Consider the following 17,304-nt stretch of genomic DNA (forward strand, 5'->3'; position numbering starts at 1 on the left):
TCTACCACGGCCCCGGGTTTTGCACCCGCTCGCCGACGACTTTCCAAGTTTCTATCCTGATGGCGAGCCCGCAAAACCAACCGACCCGCTGCATTTCGCCGCATGACCGATTCTTCGTTTCCCACGTTTGCCAGCCTGGTCGATCAGGCTGTGGTCGTGACCGGCCCGACGGCGTCGGGAAAAAGTGCCCTGGCGATCGAACTGGCAGAGCGGATCGACGGGGAAATCCTGTCACTGGATTCGATCGCGGTCTACCGCGGCATGGACATCGGCACCGCAAAACCGACCCCGGAGCAGCGTGGACGCGTGCCGCACCACCTGCTGGATCTGGCGTCCCCCGACCAGGATTTCAGCGTCGCGTGCTACCTGCAGGCGGCGCACCGTTGCGTCCAGGAGGTGCTGCGGCGTGGGCGCCGACCGATCTTTGCTGGTGGGACGCCGATGTACCTGAAGGCAATCCTGCGTGGATTTGATCCCGGGCCTCCGCCCGACTGGGAATTCCGGAAGTCGGTCGAACGCGACCTGGAAGTCCACGGGGTCGACGCACTGCGCGAAAGACTTTCACGGGTCGATCCGTTATCCGCCCATCGGATCGCTCCCGGAGACACCCGTCGGATGATCCGCGCTTTGGAGGTCGCCAAGCACACGGGGGTACCGCTGAGCCACCGCCAAATCCAATTCGATCAATCGCGTCCGGCGGACTCCTGCAGTGTGTTTGCGCTTCGTTGGCCTCGTCCCACCCTGCACCAAAGAATCAACCAGCGGGTCGACCACATGTTTGAAGCTGGCTTGATCGACGAAGTCAAAGGGTTGCTGGAAGACTATGGCCAGCTTTCCAGGACGGCATGCCAGGCGGTCGGCTACCGCGAAGTTTTGCAATGGTTGTCATCGGAGTCGTCAGACCAGGACGAGCTGAAAGAATTGGTGGCGGCTCACACACGCCAACTGGCACGGCGGCAGGAAACCTGGTTTCGGTCATTCAGTGAAGTGACACCGATCGACATGAACTCTGACAACGGCGTGATCGGCCGGCCGACGCTTCAGTCACTGGTCGACCGAGTGATCGGACACCTGCAAGCCTAACTCTCCGGCTGGGCCGCCACCTGTTTCATGTACTCCGGATCAACCGACTCAGGCGCTGTTCCGGAAAGATGGGCGACGATCCGGTCGACGTGATCATGACAGTTTTCCAGAAACGTCTTGTACTTGCTATTTTGCGTCCCCGCGACAGCCGTCCCGGCGACATAAATCCCGGGAATGTTTGTTTGCATGGTCACCGGATCGTGCGTCGGTCGCTGCGACGTGTCGACCAGTTCCACACCGGCGGCACGAAAAAGTGATTTCTCCTGTTCGTACCCGATCAGGCTGAGCACGTCATCTGCCGGAACGTCTCGCAGGGGTGCGGAGTCATCGTTGATCGAACGCAGCTTGACCGACTGGGGAGTGATCTCGACGGGAACGGTGCCCAAGTGGTTGCCGATGCGACCGGCTTTTAGCAACCCCAACATCTCGGGTAGCAACCAGTACTTGATTCCATCAACGGGCAGTTCTTCGCCACGATAGCTGATGGAGACCTGCGCACCGGCATGATGCAACCTCAGGGCCGCTTCGATGGCGCTGTTGCGACCGCCAATGATCAGCACCCGTCGGCCGAAGTACCGGTGGGTTTCGCGGAGGTACCCGTCCACGTGAGGAAGGTCCTCGCCGGGAATCTCCAATTTCCGGGGAAAATCGGTTCCGCCGATTGCCAGCACCACTTCGCGGCACCGCCACCGTTGTCGGACCTGCTGGCCCCCGGTGATGACCGTCATCGTGTCTTCGCCGCGTTGAATATCCAGGACGGGCGTGTGTGTGTGGATGCGGAGTCCAAATTGGGTGACGACGCTCCGCAGGTAGTTCAAATACTGCTCCCGCGTGGCCTTGGTTTGGTCAACGGTTTGCAACGGCACGCCGGCAATCGCAATCCTTTCATTGCTGCTGAACCATCGCGTCTGGGGCGCCCACCAAGAAATCGTCTGACCGATCGACCCCGCATCAAACATTTCGAACGCGATCCCGGCACGCTGCAAGGCGACGGCAAGCTCGATCCCGATCGGTCCGGCACCGACGATCACCACGCGGGTGGATCGATCGGTGGCAGGCGAAGGAGTGGATCGGTTGGCGGCGGAAGACATCGGCATTCCAGGGGCGGGCATCGAGGGGTCAGCGTTCTATTGTACCGAACGGAAAATCTTGGCAACCGCTGACCGCCCCCGCCCCGTGGCCGGGGCATCACGCCAACCGACGTGCGGCAGCCGCGTCCAGGACGGCAGTCACGTTCCGGTGCCGCCGCAGCAACGATGCAGGATGCTGCTCGGTGATCGGACCGTGAACCATTTTTTTGACCGCTTCGGCCTTGCCCTCACCGAGTGCCAACAACACGATTTCCCTCGCTTCCAAGATGGTTCCGATCCCCATGGTGATCGCGTGACGCGGGACCTGATCGATGGATTCGAAGAAACGAGCATTGTTTTCAATCGTTTCGTCAGTCAATGCGACTTGACGTGTTCGGCTGTCCGCCGCCGATCCGGGTTCATTGAACGCGATGTGTCCGTTGTGGCCGATGCCCAACAGTTGCAGATCGATGCCGCCTGCGTCCCGGATCATCGCTTCATACTGGGAACAGGCTTGCGCGACATCCGATGCCAGCCCGTCCGGTACGAAAGTGCGTTCGGGATCGACGTTGATCGATTGAAAAAGCTGTTGATCCATGAAATGCCGAAAACTCTGCGGATGGTCGGCCGGCAATCCAATGTATTCATCCAGGTTGAACGTTCGGATCTTGGAGAAGTCCACCTTCCCGTCCCGGTACATCCCGATCAGCGCCTGATAGGCCTTCACCGGCGTCCCACCGGTTGCCAGCCCCAACACCCCGTCGGGCCGGCGGTTGACGGCGCCGGCGATGCGACGCGCTACTTCCCTGGATGCTTCTTCCGCGGTCGAAAAAATCGCCACGTTGATCGAATTCGATTCTGTTTCTACCGTCACGCAACTTCCTCGTCTGCTGCTTCAATCGCGTCGACCAGCAGCGCGGACCAATCACACGCCGCTGGAAACTCTTTCCGAAGGCACGCCCGCAAATCGGGCCTGACAAAAACACGGACCCGTTTCACGTGATTGTCGAATTGTTGTTGTGCCAGCACCGCGGCAACCGGCGAAACGTCTCCCAAAGTCACCGAACGTCCGTCCGCAAAGCGGACCGCCGTGTTGATGTCGACCTCAAGCTTCACCGGTGGCGCATCGATCAAGAGATCGGCCGGCGCCACGGCGATCCCCGTCTGGCGGCTGATACGCGTCGCCAGCGTTTCACAAAGCGCGACCAACCACCAGTAGGGACGGCGAGCCAATCGGCTGTGAATCGCCGGCCCATTGAGCACGCTGAATTCCGCGACCCGTTTGAACAATTGGCGACGTGGCCCGAACAATCCCTCGACCAGCGGCTCGGCAAGGCTGCCTTCGGCGGTCCGACGAATCAATGCGATCCATTCGGCGTCCGCGAGTTTCAGGGCGGCGTTCAAATCGATCCGATGCCGCAGCAGAAACACACTGCGTTGCAACATGGCCGTCGCGGCCCGAACCGCATGGTGCCAGTAGACCTCGCTGAACATCACGTACCGCGCGAACACCATCATCTCGCCGGCGGTTCGCCCCTTTTCGCCGATGGCCAATCGATTCGACTCCGGATCGGCCACCAAAGACGACACCAACCGTTCGGCATCGAAGTTGCGACCGTACGGCACGCCACAGTGCAAACTGTCGCGTTGCAGGTAGTCCAGTTTGTCGATGTCGATGGGGCCGCTTAAGCAACTTCGCAGGAACCGGGTCGCCGCATTCGGTTCACCGGCGGCGTCGCTTTGATCAGGCAACTTGTCCGCAGCGTCCGGATCCAACAAACATTGAATGTCGTCCGATGTGCAGCGCCAATCTTCCCGGATGCAATCGGCCAGTTCTCCCGAATGAAGAAGATCGGCGACTCGCGACTCATGTCGCGGCAAGTCTTCCAATTGCATGTCCTCGATCGGATGGCAAAACGGCCAATGACCGACATCATGCAGCAGTGCCGCCAACACAAACGCGTCGCAGGAAGTGTTGTCCAACCACTTCGACGTGACCGGGTCGTCTTTGAAGCGTGCCAGGAATTGCAGTGCGTTGCGATACACACCCAACGTGTGTTCCAGCCGAGTGTGCATGGCCCCCGGATACACCAGGGACACCATCCCCAATTGACTCAGACCGGCCAGACGTCGCAGCGGCGCCGTATCCAACACCCGCCGCACTCGCTGGGAAAGCGGGACGGAATCGGCGGGAGGAATCCGGACCAGCGACCCCGAGACGGATCCGGCGCGATGCAGCAAATCGATTTCGGGGATGTCTAGCACGGGAAGCATTCAATCGGGAATCAAGTGGTGCGGGCGTCAGGGAAACGACTGCCTGTCAAGGCAACAATTCATGTGGCAAGCCGGCGAGCACCACCCCGCTGGTCAACGCCAGCAACACGATCGTGATGAAATACAAGCCGGCATGGATGACCCCGCTGAAATACTCCAGCTCAAACGCTCCGGCCGAAGCCAGCGCCCCCAGAGCGATCATGATGCACAGGGTGATTCCGAACACCGTGTAAGACATCTCCGCCGCTTGATTGAGCTCAAAGATGTAGGTGGGCACGCACGCGTAAACGCACCAGAGCACCGCAAAGATTGCCGAACAGATCAGCACCCGGTTACGAAGCTCCGGGCCGACGTACGGTTCGCGTTCCTGGTCGTACAGGAACTGGTAGCCCGCCCAGACCAACGGGGGCGCCAGCAGGACGATGCCCAACAATTGAGCCCATAGCGGAGCACCGGCCGGGCCGGTGAAGCGAAACACCAACGCACAAACGAAGACGGCCAGGATGGCGCCCAACGTGATGATCAATCCCCGCCGAGTCACATCGGTTTCCTTTCGCCGGATCGGCTTCAGCACGCTTTGGCCGGTGCTGTCCTTGGGCGAGTCGTCGCGGGGCGCGTGGATGACAACTTCTTCCCCCTCCTTGGGAATTTCGATCGGCTTCTTGCAATTCGGACAGGGCCCGGTCTTGCCCGCGAATTTGTCGCTCACCTGAAATCGTTTCAAGCAGTGGCGACAGGTAACTTGGATCGGCATAGGTTGACGGTCTTTCCCAGCGACGATGGGGACGGAAGAAGACAAGAAGGGAGGCGAGCTGCAAAAAATCACCGCAATCTGTCATGATGTCGGGTCAGATTGTCACGCTACGGACCCCCATTGCAACCCTTCCGCCCCCGCGTTGCATCCGCTTTCTCAGGCCCATCACGAAACCGCCGTGAACGATTCCCCACACTTCCAAAACCCGCAGCCAGCCGGGGCGAGCGACGGCGGAACCCCGGTCCCCGTTCCCGCCGTCGCCAACGTCGTGCTGTACCGGCCCGAGATCCCGCAAAACACGGGCAACATCGGCCGCTCTTGCGTCGCCGTGGGAGCCAAATTGTGGATCGTCCGCCCGGCCAGCTTTGACTTCAGCGATAAACGCGTCCGCAGGGCGGGGCTGGACTACTGGAAGCACCTGAATCTGGAAGCGGTCGACTCCTGGGACGAGATCCCACGACGGCTATCGCCCCAGCGGACGTTTTTCTTCTCGCGTTTCGCGGAAAAGCTGATCTGGGAGCAAACGTTCTTGCCCGGCGACACCTTCGTCTTCGGTCAGGAAACGGCCGGTCTGCCGCCGGAAATCGTCCGACCCGGCAACCCGCACGCATTACGCCTGCCGACCAGCGGGCACGTCCGCAGCCTGAACCTCGCCACCACGGTCGGCATCGTGCTGTTCGAACAACAGCGTCAACTTCTCAGTTCGGCGGAGCACTCGCAACCGCGGACTTGATCGAGAGAATTTGAACCGACGCACGGGTTCATCCGCCGGGAGTTCATCCGCACCGAAGCAAGCGAGGCCGCTGGCGTGCCGATCAGCTTGGCGAAGCGCTGACAAGCCGGTCTGCTCCTCGGCCAGCCGAACTGCTCATCGGCGGCGCAACAACCGCCGCACCAGTCGCTTCCACCGATCGCGCCAGCTGAGGGTCGAGGTTGACGCTGCGACGCCTCCCCGTTCCAACTCGGCAAGCGTCGTGGGAACCGGCCGACGTCCCGCAATCACGGCATCGATGGTGGCAGCAATGAAGCCGTTGGTCCGATCCTCCGGGGCGATCTTCAAGGCATGCCGAATCGTCTTTTCCGCAAGGTCGGCGCGGCCGTCCAACAGGTAGGCAACCGCCAGGTTTCCCAGCAGTTCAACGTCGTCCGGTCGCACCGCAACCGAGGATTCTCCCACGCGGCACGCTTCGTCGGTTTGGCCGACCTCCAGGTACAGACCGGCCAGCTCTTTCAAGATCGACGTTTCCGGCGGATCCGCCAACTCCTGGGCTCGGCGTAGCGACTCAATCGCCCGCTCGGGACGGTCGACCGCGTGCCACCCCTTCCCAAGCAAGAACCAGATTCGCCAGGCGTCGGGGTTGGTCGCCGAAAGCTGCTGCAATGCCCCGATGGCCTCGCGAATTTGTTCTTGCACCTCGGGCTGGGGCGGTGGCTGTCCCGGGTGGCGCAGGTGATCCAAAATCGTTTCTGCGGCGTTCTTGAATAGCTCGTCCGGCGTTTCGTGCAACCGGGCGGTGTAAAGCAATTGCCCGGTCTCCTTGTCCCGATAAACGTCCACGCGTTCATCGCGACGAACGAACTCCAAACGCGCCTGCACCTCCTCGGCCGACATGTGCTGCAACTCCGGGCCCGACTCCGGGTCCCAGGACTTGGGCGCAACCACCATCTCCGAAGGATTGCCGACCAGATTGGCGATCAAGTTGCCGTTGTACTCGGCCAGCTGCAACCAATCGCATTCCGGAGTCACCGACTGCGTGTGAGCATCCACGATCACCACTTCGGGATCGCCATCATCATGGCTGAGCCCCATCAACACCAGCTTCTCCAGAAACAGCTCCGCGTCACGCGATGACATGAAACTGGCTTGCGACAGACAATCATCGCCGAAAGACATCGCGTTGGGAGCGATCGAAGAGAACTCTGCGGCACCACCTTCCAAACACCGATCCAAGGCGTCGTTTCGAATCACGACCGCGGTGCCTTCCAACAGTACGGGCATACGTCTGCTCCGGTTTCGTCGGCTGGTGCTCCAGCAATTCCCAATCCACCAAGTATAGCCAGATCCGGCTGCAACTTGCTGGCCTTTCGCGTTTGCAAAATCCGTTCGATCGAGTTCCTGCCGAACCGCACCCGGCCCGGGATTCCACCACGGTTCTGGCAATCCGATTGGAGGTACCGATCGATCACAACGCAAGCGCCGGTTGACTGTTCGGCGCATCCGGCACAACCCGTTCATTCAACGTCATCCGCCGCACCGGGTCGACTGCAACATCCGTCGATCGTTTGCAGGCGATCGCGGGGGGTTCAGGCATTTCGATCGATCCTGAGTCCTGGTGGCGTCGGTATCGACCGAAGAAACCTATTCGCGGTTGGACAAATCACCTTGCCGACTCGCACCGACACATTGAGGTCATGTGGTGTCACTTCAAGCTCCTTTCGGCGGAGGAAGAGTGGAACACCTGCGGAATTCCGCAACCGGAATCACGCACGACCTGCAACACGTAGGGGGCACTCCGACCGCATCACTTTTTTGTCGTCTGAAGCGCCCCTTCAAACCACACCCCCATGCGAGCTTATCAGCGACTTCCCGTTCGAATACGCGTGGCGATTCCGCTCGTGGTCGTCGTCGCCGGCACCTTGGTGGTGTCCCATCAGGCAGGATTGGTGCCTCAAAGCCGCCGAGCAAGTCATGAATACCGACATGAGCTTAGCAAGACGATCGCGATCGGCGGCGCTGCGATGTTGGTGTCGGAACGTCCCGACGCTTTCGCCGCGGCGTCCAGGGAATGGGTCGCTCGTCATCCGGATCTGAAATCGGTCGGGCTGGTCTCTCCCGACGGTGCAAAGATCTTTGAAACGAGCAACCACTCGGCCGTTTGGGAACGTAGTCGCAACGTGCCTGGTTCGGCTCTGACGACAACACTGTCCGCCGACGGAAAGTCGTATGGAACGCTGCAACTGGCGTTTGCGCCGCTACCGCCGGCGTGGTCCGACTTGAACCGGCTGCTGTTGTTTGTGTGCCCGACCTGCTTTCTGATGTTCGCTTTCCTGATTCCCGGCTTGCTGCGTCGCGACCGCCGCGACAACCTGGAGCCCGTTGCGGGCCGGCAGGACACTTCGACGGCGACGGTTTCCGCGGGCAATCAAGGTCGTACCACGGGCGACGCCGCGGCCGACCGTCCGAGCGTCGCGTCACCGACGTCCGAAGCCGCCCCCGACCTCCCCAACCGACACTTGCTGTTGGATTTGATGGTCAGCCTGGACACTCGATTGAAAGACATTCGCCTGGCGGTTGACAACGCGGATTTCAAATCGCTGAGGACGGAAGCCCGTTCGCTCCGCGGACTCGGACAAGCCAGCGGAGTGGACGCGCTGTTCGCACCGGCGGAAGCGTTGGAGCGGGCGGCTCTGCGAGCGGACACACGGGGCGCCACCGAAATGTTGCGTCAAATCGATGACTTGATCGAGCAAATCAGTACCGCCGCCGCATTGGAATTCGATTCCCAAACGTCCGGGCCGATTGCGTGCTCGCTCCCACTGGATGACGACGACTACCGAGAAATCGTCAACGAATTCATTGAGCAATTTGACCGGCGGCTGATGCTGATGCTCTCCCATGTCGAACAAGGCGCCTTCGAACCGCTGGAACAGGAGGCCCATTGGCTGAAAGGTTGCGGCGGGACGGTGGGCTACGAAGCTCTGACCAAACCGGCGATCGAACTGATGCATTCCGCCAGAGCCAAAGACCACCTGGCATGCCAGAGGGCGCTGGGAGCGGTACTGGACATCCGCAAGCGACTGGTCGTACCGATCACGCCGAACGGCCATTCAAAAACGCAAGCAAAGACTGAAAGTCTGCGTCAGTCGACGGGCAAAAATTGAATCGCGTCCGCGATCACGTAGCCGTCGGAATCCCCGTTGCTGATCTCCGCAACGGCGGATGTTCCGAATCGGAACTCACCGATCAACTTCCGCCCCTTCGATGTCGCATCCCGTTGGTCCAATGAAACGGATGTTCGCTTCCCTTCGCCGTCGACCACGGTGACGGTTGTGTTGGTGGCACGGTTGGGGTGCGGCGGCCAGTAGACAAAGACCCGGTAGTTGCCTGCGGCGGGCAGATTCCCGCGGTACGTCACCCGGCATTCTCCTTTCCCGCCATCGTTGTCGTGCAGATAGTCCGCTCCAACACGCGGGTGGGATGACGTGCTGGATACCCAGGGGCCTTCGACCGTCGCCTGTTCGTTGTCGATCACCACGCCGCCCAACGCTTTGGGATCCAATCCCGGCTCGGGCTTTGGCCCCACGTGTTCCAGCACCTGACCGTCCTGTCTCAGTCGTTCGGCCAGTTTTTCGTAGTCGACTTCGTGGACGGACGTGGAAGCGTCCGCGGCCATCGCCGCTGCGGTCGCGGCGGATTGGCCCAACACCATGAACACGGGCTCCATGCGGATCGAACCGAAGGCGATGTGGGAAGCCGAAAGGCAGACCGGAACCAGCAGGTTGGACACTTCTTCTTTTTTCGGCAAGATCGACCGATAGCTGATTCCGTAGGGAGGAAAACCGCCCACCTGGACATCGCCTTCATTCCGGACCATTCCATCGGAGTTGACGTATCGTTGCTGGTTGTGCGAATCCATCGTGTAGGCGGCCAGACCGATCGGATCTTCCACGGCGCGTCCCTGGCAGTTGTGTTGGGTCATCACGTACTGCCCCACCATGCGTCGCGCTTCGCGAATGTACAACTGCTGTTGCCAACCGTCGCCGGCGGTGAATTCGTCCTTGCACAATCCCCAGCGCGAAACTTCCTTGCGAACCGATTCGGGAACGCGGGGATGATTGGCAAGGGTCCACATCAACCCCCGCTGATACTGCAGGTGTTTCGCAACGATCTGTTCCCGCCGGGCGTAACTTGCTTCGGGATAGTCGTAATTTTGGCCGATGAAGTCGGTCGAGAAACCGGTGTTATTGTTCACGTCGGTCTTGCGATTGGGCATCGCCGAATTCGCCCAGGGAGTCTTTGTTTCTCCGGCTTCGAAATTTCGAAACAGCAACTCGTACCATTCGGCTTGATATCCTTCCGGCTTTGCAAACGGTATCTGATTCTCGGGGTGGTCGGTCAGGCACATTCGGAAGCAGTACGCCTGGACACGGCGATCGGCTTCGCCCTCGGCGCCGGGACCTTGCGGATCAATGTGTGGCAACAATCCGCTGCTGGGATCCCCCGGGGTCACATAGGGGTCGATTCCGGGTTTCAACTGATGGTGCACCGACCTTTCGGTTTGCACGCCGTTGAGCGTCTCGCCGTACTGTGAATTTGCCTCACGCCCCACCGTGTAGCTGACGCCCGCAGCGGCCAGCAGGTCACCCTCGTAAGTGGCGTCGATGAACATCTTTCCGCGGTACGTTTTCCCCGACTCCATCCGGATGGAAACGATCCTCGCCGGGCGGCTGCGAGTCAACATCACGCCGGATTTTCGGTCCAGCCGTTCGTGGTAGTCCACGCGAATATCGTTCTGGAGGATCCACCGCTGATACACCGCTAAAGCGGCACTTGGCTCGAACGTCCACATGGTGTCTTCACCAGCCGTGGTCCGAGACTGTCCCCCGCTTCGATAGGCATCCTTCTGCTGCCACTTCCAAGCGTCCGGTTGCGCGTAGTGTCGTGCGATGTCCCGGTAGAACTCTCTAGAAATGCCTCCGATGGCCGATTTGTTGCCGATGTCCGTTTGCCCCAATCCGCCGGTCGTCAAACCTCCCACACGATCGGTCGGCTCAATCAAAACCACGGCCAAGCCCATGCGTTTCGCCTGCACCGCCGCAGCGACGCCGGAGGAAGTGGCGCCGTAGATCACCAGATCGAAGTTTGCGTCCTGCGATTCCGCAGCGGGTAATTGCTGAAGTGTCAGAGTGAGTGACAGCAGGGAAAACAGAATCAGGCGAGGAGATCGCATCGCAGAACCCGAGGTGGGGAAGGAGAGAAAACAACGCGGCGGACGCCGGCCATTGTAACGTCAAAATCTCACAAGTTGACGTCATCACTCTCTCCGCCATCGTTGTCGGGCCGGACGACGGATTCGACCAACCTCTGGCGATGGTAGGTGGTCGATCGGTGGCGGATGCGAAGACAAGTGCAAGATTGTCAACGCTCAACCGTGGGTCAACTCGCTTCGTCCAAAGGCGATGCGCAGACTCTCAAAGCCCTGGTGCGAAAGAAAGCAAAGGATGATCAGCGGGCGATGAAAAGGTGGGGCCTGGATCCGAACTTGAGTGCGTCGTCGACGCAAGACATTTCGGACCGCGTGTGGTGAACCGCGCGGAACGGCCGATCCGGTCAATTTGCGGCCGAGAAATTTGCGACCGGACTACTGGCGGCCGTTCAAATCGCGGCCGGCTGCAGGGCCAAGTGGGAGTTACGGGCTTGCTGCCATTGCACGTCGCCGGCCGTGTAGGTCCAGGTCCGTAACATCTCGCGTTCTACCAGTTTGGAAACCATCTCCGACGTCGTTGCGGCGTTGAGATGTTTCATGATGGCAGCCCGTCTGCGTTCCACGGTTCGATCGGAGACGTCCAATTCGCGAGCGATGTCCCGGTTCATCTTTCCCTGAAGAATCCGTTCGGCGACATCCCGTTCCTGACGTGACATCTGCCGGGCCTCATGTTCCAGCTTTTCCAACCGGGACATCAGGTCCATGTGTGTTTGAACGCTCTCGGTCACGTCGCGAGCAATGTTGTGTCGACGCACCACCGGTCCACCCGGATTCTCTGCCACACCGACCGTGTGCACGGACAGGATCCTTCGTTCGCCGTCGCTGTTGCGGACGCCGCGGAGGGCGTGCAACGTCTGACCATCGCTAAGATCGACTCGCTGACATTCGGGAATGTCTTGGTTGAGTGGATCCCCTTCGTACAGAAAGTGCGTGTAGGATAGACCTGGGATGGCACTGGGGTCGTACCCCAGCACGCCACGGACCGACGGGCTGACAAACGTCACTTCCGTCACGTTCCGATTGCTAAAGAAAAAGTAGGGCTCGACAAAGTCGGTTGCCCGGGGCAAATCCAACGTTGATTCGCGGTTCACGGCAAGGTCTCCGAATATCAAAGGTAATTGTGATGAGCAAGCTGGTCGCAGAAGCGATCACAGCAAGTTCCGACATCAGCTTCTCCAACCCTCAGAGAGCAGCCGGTGTGGGGAGACCAAACCGCTCCACTAGACGACGCGTCGCCACGTCGATGACCCCGCAGGAAAACGCCTTCTCGGCCGTCGGTTTTTAGCCAAAAGTGGCGTTTTTGTGAAGAATCACGTGCAATCCCCGTCGTAGGGGGAGACAGATGCCTCAGCCCCAGTTCACCAGATTCCCGACCGAAAACGTCGCCCCACCGGCGTTCGTTCGCCGAACCCTGCTGGCCGCCGCGATCCTGGCCTGGCTCGGCGTGGTTGTTCCCACGGAGCCCTGTGGAGCCGTACCGCCGGCCATCCGGGACAATCTGGCGCCCCAATCGCCGCGCCCCGCGGATGTTGCCCCCGCCCAGGCTCGTCAGTTGTCGCTGCCGGATCGGCCGTATGCCTACAGCCGGTTGGAAATACCCGATCACTTCCGGCCGCACGCCGCACACCTGGACAACACGCCGCCTGAAAACCCGATCACCGACGACGGGGCCACGCTCGGTCGAGTTTTGTTCTACGACACGACCCTATCCGTCAACGGAACGACCGCTTGCGCGTCCTGCCATCGACAGGAAAACGCGTTCAGTGAACCGCGGGACAAAAGCATCGGATTCGACGGTCAGCAGGTCGACCGAAATTCAATGAGTCTGGTCAACTTGCGGTACTACCAGCGTGGGAAGTTTTTCTGGGACGAACGTGCCGCAACGCTTGAACAGCAGGTCTTGATGCCGATCGAGAACCCGATCGAAATGGGACACAACCTGTCGAAATTGGTGAATCAGCTTCAACAAGATCCGATCTACCCGCCGCTGTTCGCCAAAGCGTTCGGGGACGATCGAGTCAGTCGCGATCGCATTGCCAAGGCCCTTGCTCAATTCGTGCGTTCGATCGTGTCGTTTCGATCTCGCTTCGATGTCGGCTTGGCCCAGGTCGATTCGCCGCAAACGCCTTTTCCGAATTTCACGGACGAAGAGAACCTTGGCAAGAAACAATTCTTCGGGCGTGGTCGCTGTGCCGAATGTCACCTGCCCACCTACCGAGGTTTGGATCGCGAAGCGTCCACCGAACAGTGGTCCATTTTTCAGTTGGAACGTCCTGGGAACAATGGCGTCGATTCCGAGGGCGGTGACCCGGGACTCGGACGATCAACCGGTCGCAGACAAGATTTGGGCAAGTTCAAACCGTCCACCTTGCGCAACATCGCCGTGACCGGTCCGTACATGCATGACGGTCGGTTTCACACTCTTGACCAGGTCATCGAACACTACAACTGGAGTGTGCGCCCCCACGAGAACTTGGACGAACGTTTGCGGGACTTCGCCGCCAACGGGTTGGCGTTGCCGGAAGTTCCCAAGGTCGCGTTGGCAAAGTTCCTGCGCACGCTGACGGACGAGCAATTGTTGACCGACCCGATGTATGCCGACCCGTTCGAACCGGCCGCGCACTGACGACTCGGTCAATCCGGAAAAACCCTTTTGGGGCACCACCGGCCAGACTTGCGAACCAGAATCGCTTTCAACGCACCGCTGGGCGAGACGGCAACGCATTCTTCACTCGGGTCAGCCAACTCTCCCGCCCCCGGAACATGCTCGGGCGACAAACACAGACCATGGCTGAGACGCCGACAGTTGTCCTGATCGACCTGGATGGACGGCAAATGTGACACGCCTCGAATCGCCGGCACGAGCAGCGATTCCATGTCTTCGTTGCGCAAACGGTCCACGGCGACGGAATCCTCCAATTGGAAATCACCGATTCGGGTGCGACGCAGGGATGTCATCACTGCGGTCGTCCCAACCGCTCGCGCCAGATCCATGCCCAGGGTGCGGATGTAGGTGCCGGTGCCACAAACGATCTCGAGTGTCAGTTCCGGATAGTCGTACCGGACGACGTTCAACGAATCGATCTGGACCGTCCGCGTGGGTACCTGAACCGACTTGCCACGACGGGCCAAATCGTAGGCACGTTGGCCGCCGATTTTGATGGCGGAATACGCCGGAGGCGTCTGCTCGATCGAACCGGTCAATGACACGCAGGCATCTCGCAACGCCTGTTCATTCGGCCGCGGATGATCCCGGTGAAGCGTCGGCTCGACCTCCATGTCGCCGGTCGGACTTTCGGCGGCCAGCCGGAAAGACCCGATGTACTGTTTGCTGACTTGGTGCACATACGGAACCAGTCGTGCCGCTGGCCCGACGCCAATCAGCAAGACGCCGTCGGCGAGGGGATCCAGCGTTCCGCAATGGCCGACTTTGGTTTTCCGCCCGCGCGGGTGCCCCTGAACGACCCCGCGCAGGCGCCCCTGAACGACATTCACCAGATCACGTGATGTGAATCCGACCGGTTTATCACAGTTGATGAATCCAAACATGCCGACAGGAATCTTTTCCTCGGAATTTACACCACGGTGTGAAGAACGGGTTTCCGAGCGGAGCCGGAAAATGTCGATTGGTGGTCGCCCAACCGCAGCACATTGATCGTCCAGCCGCAGCACGTTGAACTCCGTGCAATCGCCTCATTCGTGACGGTCATGGTAAGCTACCCGCGCCACGGGGAACGCACGGTCTTCGCCGCGAAACAGCAAACACCACGCGAGAAAGAAATCACATGATGGACGAATCAACCGAACCGGACGAACCGTTGCTGCTACGTGGTGCCCGCTTCAATGTGCATCGTCTATCGCTGATCGGCAAGGACGGCAAAACCTACCAGCGGGAGGTGGTCCGTCATCCCGGCGCCGTTGTCCTGTTACCGGTCCTTCCGGACGGACGCATCGTGATGATCGAAAACGTGCGGCCCACGGTCCGCGAAACGCTCTTGGAGTTGCCGGCCGGGACTCGTGAACCCGGCGAACCGGCGGAATCCACCGCGGCCAGGGAACTGGTGGAAGAAACGGGCTATTCGGCTGGCAAGTTGGAACTGCTTCACGAATTCTATTCCGCCCCCGGGATCTGCGACGAGTTGATGCACCTGTATCTGGCAACGGAGTTGGTCGAAGGCGACCCGCACCGTGAAGCCACCGAATCGATCGTGAACCGCATCGCGACGCCCGCAGAGGTTTCACGCTGGATCGACGAAGCAAAAATTCGAGACGCAAAGACTCTGGTGGGACTGTACGCTTACCTCCGTCAAAAGGGTTAACCGGTGGCTCTATCGCTTTCCAAGAGGTTCATCGCGGAAGTCGTCGGGACCTATGCATTGGTGCTGTTCGGCTGTGGAGCCATGGCGGTCGATGCCGACACCGGCGTCCTGACTCACGTCGGCGTCGCGCTGACATGGGGGCTGGTCGTGATGGTCATGATTTTTTCGATCGGCAAGTTGAGCGGCGCCCACATGAACCCGGCCGTTTCGATCGCCTTCACGGTCCATGGTCGATTGCCGGGAAAGGATTGCTTCGCCTACGTAATCGCCCAATGCATCGGTGCCATCGCGGCAGCCGCCAGCATCAGGGCAGTGGTCGGAATCAATCAGGCGGACTTGGGAGCCACGACCACCGATCTCCACTATGCCGCCGGGTTGGGCGTCGAATTCATGATGTCGGCCGCGCTGATGATGGTCGTGATGGGAGTTTCCACGGGCGCGAAGGAAGAATCCATCACCGCGGCGATTGCCGTCGGCGCGACGATCGCAATGGAAGCGATGGTGGCCGGACCGTTGACCAAAGCGTCGATGAATCCCGCCCGCAGTCTGGGCCCCGCGCTGGTCAGCGGCGTGTGGGATCATTTCACGCTTTATCTCGCCGGCCCCATCTTCGGCGCCATCGCCGGTGCCCTGCTGTATCGCATCATGTCGCCGACCCCACCGCCATCCGATGCCGCTTCCGACACGTCGGATTGATGCCGCCTGACGTGACCGCGATCAGTTCCTTGGCCGCGACCGCGATCAGGGCTGCAAATCAAAATCGCCACTGACATCCCGCCAAACGCTGTGGATGTGGTTGGCGGGATTGCCGGCCGCATCTGCCTGCGTGTTGACGAATTCGATCAGGAAACGTTTGCCGCGAATTCGGTAGTAGTGACCGATCCCCGGTTCGGTGGCTCCGGCCCAGGCAAAATGGATGTCGTCCCAGCCGTCCTCGCTGACCGCATCCCTGCGGGCTTGGGCGACCTTGTCAGCGACGGCATTGATGTAGACGTTGACCAGCTTTCGCAACGTCGCTTGACCGGTTTCATCCAGGTCCGCGTAGGCGATGCCCACCAGTTCATCGGGTTGGACCTGCGGCTCGCCGGCAAACCGGATCTCCGCGGGAGCCTCTTCGGCGATCACGGCCACCTCACGTTGTTGGTCGTCTAAAGATTGGACCAAGTCGAAAGCCAGTTGCTCTTCATCCTTCAGCACACGGGTTCCCTTGCCCAAAGGACCGGAGACTTCGCTCATGATGGTCGCCGGGTTCGCGGCAAAGAATTGGGGCGTGCTGTCAGCGACCTTCCCATCGCGAAAACTGAAATTCAACGACAGGTGGTGCCCTTCGAAACTGAACGCCCAGGGATCCTGGTCGCCCGGAGTTCCAAAAATGGTCACGTAGTACTTGTGCGGGTCGCGTTCCCACGTTCGACCTTCGCCTTCCAGTTCCCGCAAGACGCCTTCCAGCAACATGATGTTGCTGGCCTTGTCATAGCCGGCTTCGCTGAGCGCCGCCCGGACCAAACGCAGGGCCGCGACGCGTTGGGCAGAATTCATCTCCCGCAGCACCAGCCCCTTGCGAGTCTTCTTGGGGATGAAATGCCAATCGACACGTTTGTCGCTGTCGTAGGGCATCACCGCGACCGACTTTTGTTTCTCGTCCAACTGTTCCAGAAACGAATTGGCAAACGTCACGGCACGTTCACCAGGCTGGTCGGAAACTTTCAATCCGATCGCGGTGAGCGCGAGCAGAACGACGGCGACAGCGAAGACACGCATGGGGATGAACCCTTGATTCATGAGGGAGGTGGGATGTGGGACCAATTCGGAGGGAA

General features: G+C 60.2%; 16 protein-coding genes. 6 read left to right on the forward strand and 10 right to left on the reverse strand.

What is annotated here, in order from left to right; all coding sequences use genetic code 11:
* The first annotated feature begins 102 nt into the window (after nucleotides 1-102).
* Nucleotides 103-1,083, forward strand: a complete 981-nt coding sequence (miaA, locus tag FYK55_RS22250) for a tRNA (adenosine(37)-N6)-dimethylallyltransferase MiaA (protein WP_150078825.1) — start codon at nucleotides 103-105, stop codon at nucleotides 1,081-1,083.
* On the opposite strand, the gene FYK55_RS22255 is transcribed toward miaA, so the two are convergent.
* From FYK55_RS22255 to FYK55_RS22270, 4 genes are all read right to left on the reverse strand, one after another.
* Entirely contained in the window at nucleotides 1,080-2,174 is a 1,095-nt protein-coding gene (locus tag FYK55_RS22255) for an NAD(P)-binding domain-containing protein (protein WP_161604683.1), read from the reverse strand. The two genes, miaA and FYK55_RS22255, sit on opposite strands and share 4 nt — an antisense overlap.
* Before the next feature lie 97 nt (nucleotides 2,175-2,271).
* The gene (nagB, locus tag FYK55_RS22260; RefSeq protein WP_235908896.1) at nucleotides 2,272-3,027 is read right to left on the reverse strand and encodes a glucosamine-6-phosphate deaminase; all 756 of its coding nucleotides are present in this window, start codon (nucleotides 3,025-3,027) and stop codon (nucleotides 2,272-2,274) included.
* Nucleotides 3,024-4,427 (reverse strand): HD domain-containing protein, encoded by a 1,404-nt coding sequence (locus tag FYK55_RS22265; protein WP_150078827.1) that lies wholly within the window; start codon nucleotides 4,425-4,427, stop codon nucleotides 3,024-3,026. Before FYK55_RS22265 ends, nagB begins: the two co-directional genes overlap by 4 nt.
* 46 nt (nucleotides 4,428-4,473) lie before the next feature.
* A complete protein-coding gene (locus FYK55_RS22270; protein WP_235908897.1) occupies nucleotides 4,474-5,136 on the reverse strand; it encodes a hypothetical protein in 663 nt (220 codons plus the stop codon).
* 223 nt (nucleotides 5,137-5,359) lie between these two features.
* On the opposite strand from FYK55_RS22270, the gene FYK55_RS22275 reads away from it, so the two are divergent.
* A complete protein-coding gene (locus tag FYK55_RS22275; protein ID WP_235908898.1) occupies nucleotides 5,360-5,914 on the forward strand; it encodes a tRNA (cytidine(34)-2'-O)-methyltransferase in 555 nt (184 codons plus the stop codon).
* Between the two features lie 135 nt (nucleotides 5,915-6,049).
* On the opposite strand, the gene FYK55_RS22280 is transcribed toward FYK55_RS22275, so the two are convergent.
* Complete coding sequence (locus FYK55_RS22280) at nucleotides 6,050-7,180, reverse strand: tetratricopeptide repeat protein (RefSeq protein ID WP_161604684.1); 1,131 nt, start codon at nucleotides 7,178-7,180, stop codon at nucleotides 6,050-6,052.
* Nucleotides 7,181-7,364: 184 nt separating this feature from the next.
* Complete coding sequence (locus FYK55_RS30000; protein ID WP_261344962.1) at nucleotides 7,365-7,493, reverse strand: hypothetical protein; 129 nt, start codon at nucleotides 7,491-7,493, stop codon at nucleotides 7,365-7,367.
* Between the two features lie 289 nt (nucleotides 7,494-7,782).
* On the opposite strand from FYK55_RS30000, the gene FYK55_RS22285 reads away from it, so the two are divergent.
* Nucleotides 7,783-9,063, forward strand: a complete 1,281-nt coding sequence (locus FYK55_RS22285) for an Hpt domain-containing protein (protein ID WP_161604685.1) — start codon at nucleotides 7,783-7,785, stop codon at nucleotides 9,061-9,063.
* Here the strand turns inward: FYK55_RS22285 and FYK55_RS22290 are convergent.
* Nucleotides 9,042-11,132, reverse strand: coding sequence for an FAD-dependent oxidoreductase (locus tag FYK55_RS22290; RefSeq protein WP_150078832.1), 2,091 nt, complete (start codon nucleotides 11,130-11,132; stop codon nucleotides 9,042-9,044). The genes FYK55_RS22285 and FYK55_RS22290 overlap by 22 nt on opposite strands.
* A 425-nt stretch (nucleotides 11,133-11,557) precedes the next feature.
* The gene (locus FYK55_RS22295) at nucleotides 11,558-12,259 is read right to left on the reverse strand and encodes a LuxR C-terminal-related transcriptional regulator (RefSeq protein WP_161604686.1); all 702 of its coding nucleotides are present in this window, start codon (nucleotides 12,257-12,259) and stop codon (nucleotides 11,558-11,560) included.
* 251 nt (nucleotides 12,260-12,510) lie between these two features.
* On the opposite strand from FYK55_RS22295, the gene FYK55_RS22300 reads away from it, so the two are divergent.
* Entirely contained in the window at nucleotides 12,511-13,794 is a 1,284-nt protein-coding gene (locus FYK55_RS22300) for a cytochrome-c peroxidase (RefSeq protein WP_150078834.1), read from the forward strand.
* Nucleotides 13,795-13,802: 8 nt separating this feature from the next.
* Here the strand turns inward: FYK55_RS22300 and truB are convergent, their stop codons facing one another.
* Complete coding sequence (gene truB, locus FYK55_RS22305) at nucleotides 13,803-14,717, reverse strand: tRNA pseudouridine(55) synthase TruB (protein WP_150078835.1); 915 nt, start codon at nucleotides 14,715-14,717, stop codon at nucleotides 13,803-13,805.
* A gap of 236 nt (nucleotides 14,718-14,953) precedes the next feature.
* Between truB and FYK55_RS22310 the strand changes: the two genes are divergently transcribed.
* Complete coding sequence (locus FYK55_RS22310) at nucleotides 14,954-15,487, forward strand: NUDIX hydrolase (RefSeq protein ID WP_315854071.1); 534 nt, start codon at nucleotides 14,954-14,956, stop codon at nucleotides 15,485-15,487.
* Between the two features lie 3 nt (nucleotides 15,488-15,490).
* Complete coding sequence (locus tag FYK55_RS22315) at nucleotides 15,491-16,183, forward strand: MIP/aquaporin family protein (RefSeq protein WP_150078836.1); 693 nt, start codon at nucleotides 15,491-15,493, stop codon at nucleotides 16,181-16,183.
* Nucleotides 16,184-16,228: 45 nt separating this feature from the next.
* On the opposite strand, the gene FYK55_RS22320 is transcribed toward FYK55_RS22315, so the two are convergent.
* On the reverse strand, nucleotides 16,229-17,248 hold the full coding sequence (locus FYK55_RS22320) for a DUF3500 domain-containing protein (RefSeq protein WP_235908899.1): 1,020 nt from the start codon (nucleotides 17,246-17,248) through the stop codon (nucleotides 16,229-16,231).
* Between the last annotated feature and the right edge of the window lie 56 nt (nucleotides 17,249-17,304).

This window comes from Roseiconus nitratireducens (assembly GCF_008629675.1).
Lineage (GTDB): Bacteria > Planctomycetota > Planctomycetia > Pirellulales > Pirellulaceae > Stieleria > Stieleria nitratireducens.

Coding starts and splice junctions, on each gene's coding strand:
- miaA (WP_150078825.1), top strand. CDS start 103: ATGACCGATTCTTCGTTTCCCACGTTTGCCAGCCTGGTCGATCAGGCT.
- FYK55_RS22255 (WP_161604683.1), bottom strand. CDS start 2,174: ATGTCTTCCGCCGCCAACCGATCCACTCCTTCGCCTGCCACCGATCGA.
- FYK55_RS22265 (WP_150078827.1), bottom strand. CDS start 4,427: ATGCTTCCCGTGCTAGACATCCCCGAAATCGATTTGCTGCATCGCGCC.
- FYK55_RS22280 (WP_161604684.1), bottom strand. CDS start 7,180: ATGCCCGTACTGTTGGAAGGCACCGCGGTCGTGATTCGAAACGACGCC.
- FYK55_RS30000 (WP_261344962.1), bottom strand. CDS start 7,493: ATGCCTGAACCCCCCGCGATCGCCTGCAAACGATCGACGGATGTTGCA.
- FYK55_RS22290 (WP_150078832.1), bottom strand. CDS start 11,132: ATGCGATCTCCTCGCCTGATTCTGTTTTCCCTGCTGTCACTCACTCTG.
- FYK55_RS22300 (WP_150078834.1), top strand. CDS start 12,511: ATGCCTCAGCCCCAGTTCACCAGATTCCCGACCGAAAACGTCGCCCCA.
- truB (WP_150078835.1), bottom strand. CDS start 14,717: ATGTTTGGATTCATCAACTGTGATAAACCGGTCGGATTCACATCACGT.
- FYK55_RS22310 (WP_315854071.1), top strand. CDS start 14,954: ATGATGGACGAATCAACCGAACCGGACGAACCGTTGCTGCTACGTGGT.
- FYK55_RS22320 (WP_235908899.1), bottom strand. CDS start 17,248: ATGCGTGTCTTCGCTGTCGCCGTCGTTCTGCTCGCGCTCACCGCGATC.